The 14,902-nt window shown below is 64.6% G+C and carries 15 protein-coding genes; 7 read left to right on the top strand and 8 right to left on the bottom strand.

Annotated features, from left to right (window positions below):
- The first annotated feature begins 89 nt into the window (after positions 1-89).
- From BG457_RS05210 to BG457_RS05200, 3 genes are read left to right on the top strand one after another with little or no spacing between them, the layout of a single operon-like run.
- Positions 90-1,613 carry a sugar ABC transporter ATP-binding protein gene (locus tag BG457_RS05210; protein ID WP_071796076.1) on the top strand — a complete coding sequence of 508 codons (1,524 nt, stop codon included), beginning with the start codon at positions 90-92 and terminating at the stop codon, positions 1,611-1,613.
- The gene (locus BG457_RS05205; RefSeq protein WP_071795905.1) at positions 1,610-2,623 is read left to right on the top strand and encodes an ABC transporter permease; all 1,014 of its coding nucleotides are present in this window, start codon (positions 1,610-1,612) and stop codon (positions 2,621-2,623) included. The genes BG457_RS05210 and BG457_RS05205 overlap by 4 nt, the downstream gene beginning before the upstream one ends.
- Before the next feature lie 38 nt (positions 2,624-2,661).
- The gene (locus tag BG457_RS05200; protein ID WP_071796075.1) at positions 2,662-3,699 is read left to right on the top strand and encodes a substrate-binding domain-containing protein; all 1,038 of its coding nucleotides are present in this window, start codon (positions 2,662-2,664) and stop codon (positions 3,697-3,699) included.
- Between the two features lie 704 nt (positions 3,700-4,403).
- Here BG457_RS05200 and BG457_RS05195 read toward each other — a convergent pair.
- The 4 genes from BG457_RS05195 to BG457_RS05180 form a co-directional block, all read right to left on the bottom strand.
- Positions 4,404-4,751 carry an SH3 domain-containing protein gene (locus tag BG457_RS05195; protein ID WP_071795904.1) on the bottom strand — a complete coding sequence of 116 codons (348 nt, stop codon included), beginning with the start codon at positions 4,749-4,751 and terminating at the stop codon, positions 4,404-4,406.
- A gap of 62 nt (positions 4,752-4,813) precedes the next feature.
- The gene (gene cbiB, locus BG457_RS05190; RefSeq protein ID WP_071795903.1) at positions 4,814-5,758 is read right to left on the bottom strand and encodes an adenosylcobinamide-phosphate synthase CbiB; all 945 of its coding nucleotides are present in this window, start codon (positions 5,756-5,758) and stop codon (positions 4,814-4,816) included.
- Complete coding sequence (locus tag BG457_RS05185; protein WP_071795902.1) at positions 5,755-6,537, bottom strand: hypothetical protein; 783 nt, start codon at positions 6,535-6,537, stop codon at positions 5,755-5,757. Before BG457_RS05185 ends, cbiB begins: the two co-directional genes overlap by 4 nt.
- Positions 6,534-7,091: a histidine phosphatase family protein gene (locus tag BG457_RS05180; RefSeq protein ID WP_245770931.1), complete on the bottom strand. Its 558-nt coding sequence runs from the start codon at positions 7,089-7,091 to the stop codon at positions 6,534-6,536. The genes BG457_RS05185 and BG457_RS05180 overlap by 4 nt, the downstream gene beginning before the upstream one ends.
- A gap of 66 nt (positions 7,092-7,157) precedes the next feature.
- On the opposite strand from BG457_RS05180, the gene cobU reads away from it, so the two are divergent.
- The 3 genes from cobU to BG457_RS05165 are packed head-to-tail and all read left to right on the top strand — an operon-like array spanning position 7,158 to position 9,418.
- On the top strand, positions 7,158-7,661 hold the full coding sequence (gene cobU, locus BG457_RS05175; RefSeq protein ID WP_071795900.1) for a bifunctional adenosylcobinamide kinase/adenosylcobinamide-phosphate guanylyltransferase: 504 nt from the start codon (positions 7,158-7,160) through the stop codon (positions 7,659-7,661).
- Positions 7,662-8,666, top strand: a complete 1,005-nt coding sequence (gene cobT, locus BG457_RS05170) for a nicotinate-nucleotide--dimethylbenzimidazole phosphoribosyltransferase (protein WP_071795899.1) — start codon at positions 7,662-7,664, stop codon at positions 8,664-8,666.
- The gene (locus BG457_RS05165) at positions 8,663-9,418 is read left to right on the top strand and encodes an adenosylcobinamide-GDP ribazoletransferase (protein WP_071795898.1); all 756 of its coding nucleotides are present in this window, start codon (positions 8,663-8,665) and stop codon (positions 9,416-9,418) included. Before cobT ends, BG457_RS05165 begins: the two co-directional genes overlap by 4 nt.
- Positions 9,419-9,454: 36 nt before the next feature.
- Here BG457_RS05165 and BG457_RS05160 read toward each other — a convergent pair whose 3' ends face one another.
- The 4 genes from BG457_RS05160 to BG457_RS05145 all read right to left on the bottom strand — a co-directional run bounded on the left by BG457_RS05160 (position 9,455) and on the right by BG457_RS05145 (position 13,628).
- Positions 9,455-10,843 (bottom strand): TRAP transporter large permease, encoded by a 1,389-nt coding sequence (locus BG457_RS05160; protein ID WP_071795897.1) that lies wholly within the window; start codon positions 10,841-10,843, stop codon positions 9,455-9,457.
- A gap of 1 nt (position 10,844) precedes the next feature.
- Complete coding sequence (locus BG457_RS05155) at positions 10,845-11,402, bottom strand: TRAP transporter small permease subunit (RefSeq protein WP_071795896.1); 558 nt, start codon at positions 11,400-11,402, stop codon at positions 10,845-10,847.
- 88 nt (positions 11,403-11,490) lie between these two features.
- On the bottom strand, positions 11,491-12,600 hold the full coding sequence (locus tag BG457_RS05150) for a TRAP transporter substrate-binding protein (RefSeq protein ID WP_071795895.1): 1,110 nt from the start codon (positions 12,598-12,600) through the stop codon (positions 11,491-11,493).
- 134 nt (positions 12,601-12,734) lie between these two features.
- Positions 12,735-13,628 carry a DMT family transporter gene (locus tag BG457_RS05145; RefSeq protein WP_071795894.1) on the bottom strand — a complete coding sequence of 298 codons (894 nt, stop codon included), beginning with the start codon at positions 13,626-13,628 and terminating at the stop codon, positions 12,735-12,737.
- Between the two features lie 143 nt (positions 13,629-13,771).
- Between BG457_RS05145 and BG457_RS05140 the strand changes: the two genes are divergently transcribed.
- Positions 13,772-14,479 (top strand): NAD(P)-binding domain-containing protein, encoded by a 708-nt coding sequence (locus BG457_RS05140; protein ID WP_071795893.1) that lies wholly within the window; start codon positions 13,772-13,774, stop codon positions 14,477-14,479.
- Positions 14,480-14,902: the final 423 nt, after the last annotated feature.

Below are 14,902 nucleotides of genomic sequence, written 5' to 3'. Positions count from 1 at the left end.
GTCTTCAGTTTTCCGTTTTTTCTGCAAAAGTCAAATACTATTGACATTTGCAGAAATCCATCAATTATCGGGACAGGGAGAGGATCGAGATGACGCAGAACGCGCTTGAAATCCGCAATATGAACAAGGCTTTTGGGGCCAACAGCGTTCTGCGCGGCATTGATCTGGACCTGCCCGCCGGGCAAATCACAGTTTTGATGGGGGCGAATGGCGCGGGCAAATCGACCCTCGTCAAGATCATGTGCGGCGTACAGACGGCGGATCGTGGCACGATGTTGCTGGATGGACAGGACTATGCCCCTGACTCTCCGCATGCGGCGCTGCGCGCGGGCATCGTGACTGTTCATCAGTCCATCAATGACGGGGTTGTGACGGATCTTGATGTCGCGTCAAACCTGATGCTTGACCGTATAGCAGCCGGGTCCGGCCTGTTCCTGCGCGCCGCAAAGCTGCGCGCCGAGGCGCGGGAGATTGCCAAAGCCGTGGGGCTGGTGGCGCCGATGACACAGCCTGTTGCGCTGCTATCGCTGGCTGATCGCCAGCTTGTGGCAATTGCCCGGGCCTTGTCACATAATCCGAAAATCCTCATTCTTGACGAGCCGACATCCTCGCTGTCAGATGCGGAAGCACAGAGATTGTTCACGCTGCTCGAAGGCCTCAGGGCCAAGGGCGTGGCGATCCTCTATATCTCGCATCGCATGTCCGATATCCGCCGATTGGCCGACAGTATTCTGTGCATGCGCGACGGGGTAATCTCCGGCAGCTTCACCAAAGCCCCGCTGGATTACTCTGGTGCCGTACGCGCCATGTTGGGCCATGAGATGACCGAGGTGGATATCACGATACCCGCTCGCGGGGCGCCGGTGCTGGAGCTTTCTGAACTGCGCTTGCGCGCCCAGTCACGGCCCTTCGATCTGACACTTCACGCCAATGAAGTGGTGGCCGTGGTCGGACTGGTCGGAAGTGGCAAGGCGCAGCTTGCAAATACGCTTTACGGGGTAGCGCGCCCTGTTTCGGGCACAATGCGGCTGGATGGACAGAGCTACGCGCCGAAATCCCCGGCACAGGCGATTGCGCGCAAAGTGTTCATGGCCGCGCGCGACCGGCGCAGCAATGCCATCATTCCCGATTTCGATATCGGGCGCAATTTCACCCTGCCCTTCACCCGTCGCCATAGCGGGTTCGCTGATCTTATCCGTCGAAAAAGCGAGAAAGCGCTGGCGGCGCGGATGATCGCCGAAATGGGCGTGAAATGCCAGTCGCATGCCGACCCCATTCTCAGCCTGTCCGGTGGCAATCAGCAAAAGGTCATGATCGGGCGCTGGATGGCGGAAGAAGCGCGCCTTCTGATCCTTGATGAGCCATTTCAGGGCGTTGACATTCAAGCCCGGCGTGACATCGGCGCCCGTATCCGTGTGCAATCGGCTGGCCGCGCGACACTGGTTATGGTGACAGAGCTGGACGAAGCGCTGGAAGTGGCGGACCGGATCATCGTGATCTGCGAGGGGAGCCTGAAAAGTGACCGCCCCAATCGCGATATCGACCTGGCCACTCTCATGGCCGAAGTTGCTGACAGCCCGTCAGAGGTTGTGACAGAAAGGCAAAGGGCATGAGCGTGCAGACAAGACTGATCGATCTGGCGATAAAATTCGGCTTCCTTTTGCTGATGGCAGGGCTCCTGGTGTTCTTCTCGATCACGGCACCAGGCTTTATGTCGCCACATAGCGCGGTCTTCGTGTTCCAGTCGGTTGCGATCACCGGCATCCTCGCGCTTGGCGTCACCGCGACACTGGTCGTAGGCGGATTTGATTTGTCAATCGGGGCGGTGGCCACATCGGCGCTTATGCTCTCCGCCTATGTGATGGTGGTCTGGGAACTGAGCGCAGGCACAGCGATTGTACTATGTCTGCTGATGGGCGCGGGCGTGGGTCTGGTGAATGGCCTGCTGATCGTCAAGGCGCGGGTGCCGGATCTGCTGGCCACGCTGGGGATGATGTTCCTGCTGATCGGCTTGCAGCGCATCCCGACCGAAGGGCGCTCGATCTCGACCGGCATGACCCTGCCCGATGGCACAGTCGCGCGCGGCACATTCTCCGAATTCTTCCTGATGCTGGGCCGCCACCGGATTGATTTCTTCATCGAGCGGCTGATCCCGCTTTCGGTGATCTTTCTGCTGGTTGTGGCCCTGCTGGTCTGGGTGTTTCTGGAATTCACGCGTCACGGGCGCCTCATGTATGCAATAGGTTCGAATGCGCAGGCTGCGCAACTCGCCGGGGTCAAAGTCGAACGCTACAAAATCGCGGCCTATATGATCTCTGGCACGCTGGCCTCCTTCGGCGGGGTGCTCCTGGCCGCCCGTCTGGGACGGGGGGATGTAGCGTCGGGCACAAATCTTCTGCTTGACGCGGTAGCCGCGGCCCTGATCGGGTTTGCAGTGCTCGGGGCTGGCAAACCCAATGCCTTCGGCACCGCCATCGGCGCGCTTTTCGTGGGCGTATTGTTGCAGGGCATGACCATGATGAACGCACCCTATTACACACAGGATTTCATCAAGGGCGCGGTTCTTGTCGTTGCCCTTGTGTTCACTTTCGCCCTCTCGGCGCGCGGCAGCCGCAGGGTGTGACGACACGCTCAACCAAGTCTGAAGAAAGGGAGGAAACCATGATCTCCAGACGCGTACTGATGATGACGGCCAGTGCTCTTGCGTTCACGCCTTCACTGGCGCTGGCGCAGGATGCCCCTGCACCTTTCGATAACCCGGGCGACGTGACCATCGCCCTGGTGCGCTATCTTTCAACAGGCGACTTCTTTCAGTCCTATCTGGCCGGGGTCGAGGCACAGGCCGCAGCCCTCGGTGTCAATCTGCGCGTGTTTGACAGCCGACAAGACGCCGCCCTGCAGGCCGATATGGTCGATCAGGCGATTGCGCTGGGTGTAGACGGGATCATCATCCAGCATGGTCTGACCGAATCCATGCAGGATGCAGCACAGCGGGCAGTTGATGCCGGGATCAAAGTCGTGGCTTTTGACGTGAATGTCGAGAACCCGGCCGTTCCCCAGATCGAACAATCCGACCGCGACCTCGCGCGTCTCGCGCTGGAACAGGCCATCACCGACAATGGCGAAGCGTTCATGGCCGCCTATGTCTATGTGCCCGGCATCGCGCCTCTGGATCGCCGCGACGAGACCTGGCGTGAGTTCAAGGCGCGCTACGGTGGCATCAACGAAGTCGCGCAATTCGGAACGCTGGACAATCCGATTGCCAATTCGGTCGCCAATCAGGCGCGCGCTGTCTTTTCGGCCAATCCCGGTATCGAAGTGGTCTTTGCCCCCTATAACGAATTTGCCAAGGGTGTAATGATCGCCGCGCAGGAAGCGGGCGTCGCAGAGAACATCAATATCTATTCAGCCGATATCTCGACAGCTGACATCGCGATGATGCGTGAACCCAATTCGCCCTGGGCCGCGACTGCTGCGACGAATCCGGCTGTCGTCGGCGAGGTTTCGGTTCGGGCGCTGGCGCTCCTGCTTGCAGGTGAAGACCCCGGCGCGCAGGTGATCGTGCCACCGACACTGATCACGCGCGCAATGCTCAATGACGGCAACATTACCAACATGGAGGAACTGGGCGCAGAAATCCCTACTTTCCTGCATGCAGACGTGGCTTTGACCGACTGGATGGCTTTGCCTTCGCGCTAGGCCGGAGAGTCGAAGAGATCAGCCTGTTCAGGCGCAGGGAGTAGCCCGGTTCTCCGGGCTACTATTCTCACCGGGCACTCACGGCCCATGCAGTCCCTGCCTGATCCCGCGCCGCCATGCCCTCCCATGACGACAAGCTGACATCGACATACGCTGTATACCACATGTCGCTGCGCTGCATCCGAGGTCGGCTTAGAGCATGCCCGCGCAAAACTGGTCTCCGGTTTTGCGCATCAAAACATGCGACCACAATAAGTTATAGCGGGGCGCATGAATGCCAATGAATGCAACCCGCTATAGGGTCCATTTTGCCGAATGCCGCGGCGTCGGTGAGTGTCCGGTTCGCGGAAGAACTGGTGTTCAGCCGTAGATACCAAGCGGCGGACGAAGCACTGCAGCAGAGAGATCGGCGCGCCTGTCAGCTCAGGATGAGACAGGATGGCGTGTCGGCCATCACCTTCACCCTGCGCATCATTTTCCCGCCGCCCGCGCGTCATGCAGTTTCATCGCGAGCCCGGCAGATTGCCGATTGTCCTGAGTGTCGAGGAGCTAGCCGCCCGACCGGTTCGCGCAGCAGCTTGTCGTTGTCGCGGGATTCGATTTCGGCGCGTTCCCGCAAGGCCGACACTCTCGGAGACGCCCCCGCGCGGCGCTCCGGGTCATCGCAGGGGAGGAGGGATACGAGATCGCGCGGGGGACAGCCTTTATCCGACGATCGATGCAAGGTTCTTCAGCGGAATCCAGCCGACAGGACCGTCCGGCAACCGGCAGAATACCCAGCCATGCGTTTCCTTTTCTCTCGTGACAACTTGGCCAGCCCGGCAAGTAAGTTCAGCGGCAGTGTAATCTTCAGTTGCGACATAGCCAGTGTTTGTTTTTCTGACGATGCTATCCGGTATCCAGCCCTCCAAGCCGCCTGCAGATTTGGCCCAGAGCCAGATGTGACCATCCCAGTTGTCCTGACGGCCCGTGAGATAAAGCAGGTCTCCGGCCTGTAAACATATCGGATCCAGATAACTTGCCTTCCAGTCCTCTGTGACCTTGAACTTCATACCGCCGTTCCCGCATCGAAAGGCCCGAGACTGTCATAAGCTGGGAATGATCACAACGTTCTTCACCCCAGCCCCCAGACCACCGCCAGCAGAAGCGCCATCCCCGTCATCGCGCGGGCATAGACCCTTAGGCCCCGGCCCAGATCATCCGGCCCCGGATCGGGCGCGCCGTCATTGACCCAGGGCTCGGGCGCGACCTGATCGCCATAGGCGCGCGGCCCTGACAGGCGGACCCCCAGAGCCCCGGCCATCGCCGCCTCTGGCCAGCCCGCATTGGGCGAGCGGTGCTTGCCCGCGTCGCGCCTCATGCAGCGCCATGCGCCCGCGCGGCCAGAGACCAGCGCAAACAGCGCCCCGGTCAGCCGCGCCGGGATCAGGTTCACCAGATCATCGAGCCGCGCCGAGGCCCAGCCGAAGGCCCGGTAGCGGTCGCTCTTATGCCCGACCATCGAATCCAGCGTGTTGATCGCCTTATAGGCCGCAATCCCCGGCAGCCCCAGCACCGCCCCCCAGAAGACCGGGGCCACGATCCCGTCAGAGGTGTTTTCGGCCAGGCTCTCCAGCCCGGCGCGCGCCACGCCCGCCGTATCAAGCTGGCTCACATCGCGCCCGACGATCATCGCCACCGCCCCGCGCGCGCCCTCCAGATCGCCCGCCTGCAGGGGGCGCGCGACAGCAGTGACATGATCATGCATCGCCCGCAGCGCGACCAGCGGCCAGGCCAGCACCCCGCCGATCAGCACGCCCGCCCAGCCGCCGGGCAGCAGCGCCTGCAGCGCCAGACCCACGCCCGCCGCCAGCCCCACCAGCCCCAGCACCAACGCCCCCCCCTTGGCGCGGCGCTGTCTGCCGTGGTTCCAGCGCCGCTCCAGCGCGGCAATCAGCGCGCCAGCCCATGTCACCGGATGGCCGATCCGCGCGAAGAGCCAGGCAGGCCAGCCAAGCAGCAGATCAAGCGCCAGCGCCACCAGCATCATACCCGCAAAACTTGGGTCCGCAAAGCTCATGCCCCGCCCGCCCTCATCTGCATCACCCCGCGCAAGCCCGCTGCGCGCAACGCGTCGCGCGCATGGGCAGGCACGGTGCCGGGGCCGAAGATCAGCCCGCGCGCCGCGCCGGTATGGGCGATGACATGGCCCAGAGCGCCCAATTCCCGCGCCAGCGCGGCGATCGGGTCGCCCCTTGGCCCGCGCAGGGCCAAGGTCCGCTGCGCGCTTTCACTGGCCAGCGCGGCGAAACCCGCCAGATCGCGCGCTTCCTGCCACCCGGCGATCAGATCCGAGATGTCGGGAAACCGCTCATCCTGCGGCTCCGTCCGCACCGGCCCGCCGAAAAAACCCCCGATCAGATCATGGCGCGGCAGCGCAGGCAGCGCGTCCAGCGCGAGGCCCAGCCGCGAGGCCCAGAGCAGCCGCTCAGGCCGCGCGAACATCAGCGGGTCACTCGCGCCCTCAAACTCTACACAGACCTGCGCCAGCGCCTCGGGCGGCCCGTCCCATCCGGCCAGCCCTGCCAGCGCCACCAGTCGCGCCGTGGACATGCCGCAGCCCAGACCGGGCGCGACCCCCGCCCGCAATCGCACCCGCCCCGGCAGGCGCAGGCCCAAGGGCCGCAGGAATTCCCGCGCAGCCCGCGCGGTCATGCCCTGCACCCGCATCGGCCCCGGCAGCGCGCTCCCTTCCAGCGCAAGGGCAGGGCAGGGCAGCGTCACCAGCACCACCGGGCCATCAGCCCCCAGTCGCCCCTGCAGCCATTCCCCGAAATGCCCCGCGACCCGGATCCTCATCGCGCCTGCCAGTTCACGCAAGCAACCGACCAGAGCGCCCCGATCTGCTGCAATTCGGTCAGCGAGAGCGGTGCCACCTCGAACGCCAGCCCCTGCGCCGGGCTGTCCAGCACCAGCGCAAGCCCCGCCCGGATCACGCCCGCATGCGCCACGATCACCGCATCCCCGCTCGCCGCAATCTCGTGCAACGCAGGCCAGACGCGGGCGCAGAGGCGGTCGAAACTCTCGCCCCCCGGCGGGCAATGCGCCGCCAGTTCCGCCCGCGACATCGGCCCCAGATCGGGCAGGGCGTCAAAACCCATCCCCTCCCACGCACCGAAATCCTGCTCCCAGAGCCGCGCATCCTGCCTGCGTGCCACGCCCGGAAACAGCGCCTCTGCGGTCTGCAGGCAGCGCAGCGCGGGGCTTGTCACCACCCGCGCCCCATCGCCCAGCACCGCCCGCAGCGCTGCCAGTCGCACGCCATCGCCCAGATCGGCCGCCACATCGCGCCGCCCGGCCAATGCCCCGCCGTGCAGGGCCGGCGCATGGCGGATGATCCTCAGTCGCGCCATGCGCATTTCTCCTTGAAGCCAGCCTCCCTTATCTGCTTTACGAACGCGAAAGGGGCAAGGGCAAGCATGGCACGGATTCTGCTGTATCTTGGGGGCGCGCGGTCGGGCAAAAGCCGTCTGGCGGAAGCCGCGACACTGGCGCTTGGCCAGCCCGCGACCTATATCGCGACCGCCGAAGCCTGGGATACCGAGATGGCCGCGCGCATCGCCCAGCATCAGGCGCGGCGCGGCCCGGAATGGTGCACGCTTTCCGCCCCGCGCGATCTGATCGCCGCACTGCGCGCATCAGAAGGTCAGCCCCGGCTGGTCGATTGCCTGACCCTGTGGCTGACCAATCTGATGCTCGCCGATCAGGACTGGCGCGCGGCGGCAGAGGACATGCTGACCCTCGCGCGCGCGCAATCCAGCCCCGTGGTCTTCGTCAGCAATGAGCTGGGCATGGGGATCGTGCCCGAAAACGCATTGGCCCGGCGGTTTCGCGACGCGCAGGGCTGGCTCAATCAAACTGTCGCCGCCGCCGCCGATGAGGTGCATTTCACCGCCGCCGGCCTGTCACTGAGGATGAAATGAATGGAAATCACCACGCTGTCGCAGATCGCCGCTCTGGCCGGGTCGCTGCCGCAAGCCGATGAGGGCGCGCGCAAGGCAGCCCTTGCGCGCCAGAACAGCCTGACCAAACCCCCCGGCGCGCTGGGGCGGCTGGAGGAACTGGCGATCTTCATGGCCGGATGGCAGGGCAGCGAGCGCCCGCAGATCGCCCGCGCGCAGGCGCTGATCTTCGCGGGCAATCACGGCATCTGCGCGCAGGGCGTGAACCCGTTTCCGCAGGCCGTGACCGCGCAGATGGTGGCGAATTTCGAAGCGGGCGGGGCGGCGATCAACCAGCTTTGCGCAGTGAATGGCGCGGACCTGCAGGTCGTGGCACTGGATCTGGACCAGCCCACGGGCGATTTCACCACCGGCCCTGCCATGAGCGAGGCCGAGACACTGGCCGCCATCACCCGTGGCGCGCAGGCGGTGGATGCGGGCGCGGATATCCTGATCCTTGGCGAAATGGGCATCGGCAATTCGACCGTCGCGGCAGCCCTCGCGGCGGCGCTTTTTGGTGGCAGTGCGGCGGAATGGGTCGGCCCCGGCACCGGCTCGGATGCGACAGGCGTCGCGCGCAAGATCGCGGCCATCGAGACGGGCCTGCGCCGCCATGCCGGGCTTGCGCCGATGCAGGTTCTGGCAGCCCTTGGCGGGCGCGAACAGGCGGCGATCTGCGGCGCGGTGCTGGCGGCACGCGCGCATCGCATCCCGGTGATCCTGGATGGTTTCATCTGCACCGCAGCGGCGGCCTGCCTGCATGCCGCAGACGCGCGCCATCTCGCGCATTGTCTCGTGGGCCATGCCTCGGCCGAACCCGGCCACCGCCGCTTGCTGGCGGCACTCGGACAAAAGCCGGTGCTGGATTTCGACATGCGGCTGGGCGAAGGCTCGGGCGCGGCGCTGGCACTGGGCATTCTGCGCGCGGCACTGGCCTGCCATAACGGCATGGCCACCTTCGCCGAGGCCGGGGTCTCCGGCGCATGATCCGCGCCCGGCTGGCAGAGGCGCGGCTGGCCCTGATGCTGCTGACGCGCCTGCCAGCCGGACGGCTGCACGACCCGGTGCCGGGGATCGGTGCAAGCGCCTGGGCCTTTCCGCTGGCCGGGCTCGCCGTGGGCGGCGGCGCGGCGCTCGCCCTCGCGCTGGCGGCCACTGTCCTGCCCTTGCCGCTGGCCGTCCTGATCGCGCTCATGGTGCAGATCGCGCTGACCGGCGCGCTTCATGAGGACGGGCTCGCGGATTGCGCCGATGGCATCTGGGGCGGGCAGAGCCCCGCGCGCAGGCTGGAGATCCTGCGCGATTCGCGTATCGGCAGCTATGGCGCGCTGGCGCTGATCCTCTCGGTCGGCCTCCGCTGGCAGGCGCTGCTGCTGCTGGCGGAAACGGATCTGCCCCTCGCGCTGGCGGCGCTTGTGGCGCTGGCCATGCTCAGCCGTCTGGCCCCGGTGCTGTTGCTGACACTCCTGCCCCCCGCCCGCGCCGATGGGCTGGGCCATGCCGCAAAGGCGGTGACCGGGCGGATGCTGGGCGCGGCGGCGCTGCTGGCGCTGGCCCCGGCGGCGGCGCTCCTGCCCCTGCTGCCCCTGCTGGCGGTCATTGTCGCCCAGCTTGCCCTCACGCTCGGGCTGGCCACATTCGCGCGCCGCCGTCTTGGCGGGCAGACCGGCGATGTCCTGGGCGCGGGGCAGCAACTGGCCGAGATCGCGGGGCTTCTGGTGCTGGTGGCGGGACGGTAGGGTGCGTGCTGAGCACGCACCCTACGCAAACCCCGCTCAGAACAGCACCGAGGGCAGCCAGAGCACCAGTCCGGGGAAGATGAACAGCAGCGCGATCCCGAAGACCTGCAGCGCCACAAACGGCACCGCGCCTTTGTAGATCATCCCCGTGCTGACCGAATTCGGCGCCACCCCGCGCAGATAGAACAGCGAGAAGCCGAAAGGCGGCGTCAGGAAGCTCGTCTGCAGATTCACCCCGATCATCACCCCCAGCCAGACCGGATCGACGCCCAGCAGAAGCAGCGTCGGCGCGGTGATCGGCAGCACGATGAAGATGATCTCGAACGTGTCCAGAATGAAGCCGAGGATGAACATGATCAGCATCACCAGGATCATCGCCCCCATCGCACCGCCCGGCATCGAGGTCAGGAACTCGCGCACCAGATTGTCGCCGCCCATCTGGCGGAACACGATGGCAAAGACCGAGGCGCCGAAGAGGATGATGAAGATCATCGAGGTGATCACCGCCGTGCGCCGCGCCACCTCGACAAACACGCCCAGGGACAGCCGCCAGCGCAGCGCCGCCAGAAGCGTCGCGCCCACAGCCCCGACCGAGGCCGCCTCGGTCGGCGTCGCAATCCCGCCAAGGATCGAGCCCAGCACCGCCGCGATCAGCAGCAAGGGCGGGATCAGCGCAAAGAGGATTTCCTTCCACAGCCCTTTCTTCTCTTCCGGCGGCACCGGGGTTGCAGGGCAGCTTTCCGGGTCGAAAATCGCCTTGTAGAGGATATAGAGGATATAAAGCGCGACCAGCAGAAGCCCCGGAATGATCGCGCCCGCAAAGAGATCGCCCACCGAAACCGTCTTGGGGGCGAAATTGCCAAGGCTCATCTGCACTTGGCTGTTCATCCCCGCGATCATGTCGCCCATGAAGATCAGCACGGTCGAGGGCGGGATGATCTGCCCCAGCGTGCCCGAGGCACAGATCGCCCCCGAGGCCAGTTTCGGATCATACCCCGCCCGCAGCATCGCGGGCAGCGAGATCAGCCCCATCGTGACCACGGTCGCCCCCACAACCCCGGTAGAGGCCGCCAGCAGCGCGCCGACAAGGATTACCGAAATCCCCAGCCCCCCGCGCATATTGCCAAAGAGCCTGCCCATCGTGGTCAGCAACTGCTCGGCGATATTGCTGCGCTCAAGCATCACCCCCATGAAGATGAACAAGGGCACCGCGACCAGCACTTCATTGATCATATAGCCGGTGTAGCGCCCGGCCAGCGCGCGCAGGTTCGACAGGTCGAACACACCGAAATAGAGGCCCAGATAGGCAAACAGCACCGAAGTGCCCGCCAGTGTGAAAGCCACCGGAAAGCCGAGCAACAGAAAGCCGATCACGGCAAAGAACATCAGCCCGGCGAGGATCTCGCCAATCAGAACGGGATCCATCTCAGCCGTGCTCCGTGTCGTATTTGTATTTGTAATCCTCCGGCACCAGATCGTCGCGCCCGGCGATGATCAGGATCGAGCGGATCGCCATCGCCAGCCCCTGCAGCGCGATCACCACGGCCAGAACCAGAATGAATGTTTTCAGCACCCACAGCCCCGGCATGCCGCCGGGATTGGCCGAAGCCTCGCCCAGCCGCCAGGAGCGCTGCACGAAGACCAGACAATAGCTCCAGACCACCCAGGCAAAGGGCATCAGGAACACGCAGACCCCCAGCAGATCGAGCCAGGCCTTGCGCAGCGTCGAGGCCGGGCGGTAGAAGATATCCACCCGCACATGGTCATTGCGGTAAAGCGCATATCCGGCGACCGCAGTGAACATCACCCCGTTCATCCAGGGATAGAGATCCTGCATCCAGAGCCGCGTGTTCAGGAAGATATAGCGCTCGACCACGACCCAGAAACAGACCAGCACGATCCCCACCGACAACCACATGAACGTATTGCCGATGATCCGGTTGATCAGGTTGATCAGACGCATCAGATAGGAAAGCGCAGTCATGCCAGCCTCGTTTTGCAGGGGGCGCGGGCGCGAAATTGCGGCCCCGGATCTTCTCCGGGGCCGCCAAGATCGGTCCGTTCCGTCAGTTTCAGCCCAGATCCGAGATGTCGAAATACTTCTCGCGCGCGAGCGCGAAAGTCAGATCGGTATTCTCGGTACGCTGGCGCAACAGGTTGAGATTCTGCACGAAGCTTTCCGCCACGGCCTTGGTCTTGGCGTCGGAACTGCCGAGGATCTCCTCAAGGATCTCGCGCGAGGCTTTCGCGCCAGCCTCAAGGATGCTCTCGGGCCAGTCCTTATGCACGATGACCCCGTGATTTTCGACCATATCGGCCAGCGCAATCGGGTCATTGGCATAGAATTCCGACGGCACCTGATCATATTCCGCCTGGCAGGCATCGCGGATGATGCCCTGCAGATTGGCGGGCAGGTCCAGATATTTCGCCTTGTCCACCACCAGTTCGGTTGCCAGACCCGGCTCGATGAAGGAGCTGGTATAGTAATGCTTGCGCACCTGATGGAAGCCCAGCGCGCGGTCATTATAGGGGCCGACGAATTCGGCGGCATCCAGCGCGCCCGATTGCAGCGCCGCGAAAATCTCGCCACCGGCAAGGTTGGTCACGGATGCGCCCATCTTCTGCCAGCACTGCCCGCCCAGACCCGGCGTGCGGAAGCGCAGACCCTGAATGTCCTCGATCCCCGACAGTTCATTCTGGAACCAGCCGCCCGCCTGCGTGCCCGTATCGCCCGACAGGAAGCCCACAAGCCCGAAATCATCATAGATATCGTCCCACAGCTCCTGCCCGCCCAGATAGCGCACCCAGGCCGCCAGCTCGCGGCTTGTCATGCCGAAGGGAACCCCGGTGAAGAAGGACAGGCCCACGGATTTATTCTGCCAGTAATAGGCCGCACCATGGCTCATCTCGGCCGAGCCGTCGATCACGGCATCCAGCGATTGCAGCGCGGGCACCATCTCGCCTGCGGCAAAAACCTCGATGGTCAGCGCGCCATCGGCGGCGGCGTTGATCCGGTCGGCCACGCGCTGCGCGCCGGTGCCCAGACCGGGGAAATTGCGCGGCCATGTCGTGACCATGCGCCAGGTGATACGGCCCTGCGCAACGGCAGGCGCCGCCAGTGTCGAGGCCGCAGCAGCCGTGCCCCCGAGAGCCGAGGTTTTCAGAAATGAACGACGATCCATGTAGTCCTCCCATGGTTTTTTGTCTTGACGCGTCAAACAGACGAGCACCCGTTAGAAACCACAGAACCGGCCCCCTGTGAACAGGATTTTTCCGATCACTCCTGAATTTCCCGCGACCGGCAGGCCGCTTTCGCTCAGTCCGGCCTGCGGCTCAGGATCTGGCGCGGCAGCACCGCATCGGCCCGGCGCAGGTTGATCCAGTTGGCCAGCAGGATCACACCGGCCCCCAGAAACACCAGCGGATCCAGCGCTTCGGCATAGAGCCACAGCCCCACCAGCGCGATCAGCGGCAGGCGCAGGAATTCCATCGGCGCGACCGTCGTGGCCGGGGCCAGCGCCAGCGCCGAGGTCAGCGCGTAATGCGCGCTCAGGCCGGTGACGCCTACCAGCGCGATCCAGCCCCAGAGCGCGGAAGAGGGCCATGTGAACCCGCCCCAGAGGCTGAGCGCCAGCGCCATCAGCCCCTGAGACAGCGACATCCAGAACAGTACGCAGAGCACCCCGTCCTCGCGCATGATCCGTTTCGTCAGCATGATATTCAGCGCAAACCCCACCGCTGCGCCAAGCGCGGCCAGATGGCCGATATTCAAAGCCTGCGTGCCCGGTTGCGCGACGATCAGCACGCCCGCAAAGCCCAGCAGCGCCACCAGTATCCGCCTGCGGGTGAAGATCTCGCCCAGCACCAGCGGCGCCAGCAGCGCGACCCAGATCGGCATGGTAAATTCCAGCGCCACAAGCTGCGCCAAGGGGATCAGCATCAGCGCATAGAACCACAGATTCTGCCCCGCGAAATGCACCACATGGCGCAGCGCATGCAGGCCGGGGCGGGTCGGGCGCAGCGGCACCGGCCTGCGCCGCGCAAGCGCCAGCACAACCCCGCAGATCAGCACGAGCCCGATCAGCGAGCGCCAGAACATCAGCTCGAAGGTCGAGAGTTCGGCCTGCACCGCGCGCCCGGCCACGCTCATGGTGATGAAAGAAAGGATGGCGCCGCCCATCCAGAAGGCGGCCTTTATCTGATGTCCCATTGCCTGACCTGTCCGCACCCTGTCTTGAATGCGACCTGCCCATGGATCGGGGGGCAGGGTCAAGCCTTGAAAGCACAAGCGGGCTTTGCATCCCTGCAAGAGCCTGCGCAGAATAGGCCGAGGGCATGACACAGGAGGGACAGATGAGACTCGGATTTCTGGGAACCGGCACAATTGCCTCGGCGGTGGTGCGCGGGCTGGCGGGGCAGGGGCATCAGATCCGCGTCTCGCCGCGCAGCCGCGCGCGGGCAGAGGCGCTGGCCCATGACATCCCCGAAGTCACTATTGCCCCGAATGCGGAAGTTGTGGCCGAAAGCGAGCTGGTGTTTCTGGGCCTTCTGGCTGCGCAGGCGCCGACGGTGCTCGAAGGTCTGCCCTTTCGCGCGGGGCAGAAAGTTGTGTCCTTCATGGCCGATATGCCGCTCGGTCAGGTGGCGACATTGGTCGCCCCCGCAGAGGCCCGCGCGATCATGCTGCCCTATCCGGGCATCGCAGAGGGGGGATCGCCGATCCTCGCGCTGGGGGATATGGCAGTGCTGCGCGCTCTCTTCACCCCCGCCAACCGGATTTTCGAGATGGAGTCTGAGGCGCGGCTCGCGGCCTATCTCTGCGCGCAGGCGGTGCTGTCGCCGGTTGCGCAACTGGTGGGTACGGCGGCGGACTGGCTGGGCGATGGTCCGGCGGGCGAGTCCTTCCTGCGCCTCTTGGTCACGAGCAGCCTGAGCGGACAGGACAGCGCCGCGCTGATCGCCGCGCTGAACACTGAAGGCGGCTATAACCAGCGCCTGCGCCAGCATATGGAGCGCGCGGGTCTCCCAGAGACCTTGCGCGCGGGGCTGGACGGATTGTAACGCGCGGCACCGGGTAGGGTGCGTGCTGAGCACGCACCTTACGCAGTCACATCCACCACAACCCGCCCCTTCAGGATCTCCGCGACAAGTGTCAATCTTGCTGACAACGCGAACTGAAAAATGAAACGGCCCGCAAGTTTCCTCGGGGCCGCCCACTGGTACGACGAATTGCTCTTAGGAAAAGGCCATAGCTTTGCCAGAGGAGGCATCGCCTCGGTCTTTTCAAGTCACAACCTTGAGCGCCCTAGCAAGACGCCTGATCATTCGGTCGCGGGGCCTGAGAAGCCAAGCTGTGCCAACATCCCGTTGCTCCAGCTTTTGCCTTGCTACCCGAGCATTCTCGGACAAGACACTCAGTTTGCGAACCAAGAGTTGCCGCCCTTGGCCAACTGCCAGTGATTTCACCTTCACCCCTTTCAAGGC

Origin of the sequence: Natronohydrobacter thiooxidans, from assembly GCF_001884735.1 — a bacterium.
GTDB classification, from domain to species: domain Bacteria; phylum Pseudomonadota; class Alphaproteobacteria; order Rhodobacterales; family Rhodobacteraceae; genus Roseinatronobacter; species Roseinatronobacter thiooxidans_A.
Note: the sequence above shows the minus strand (reverse complement) of the source record. Positions and strands in the feature narration are given on the sequence as shown.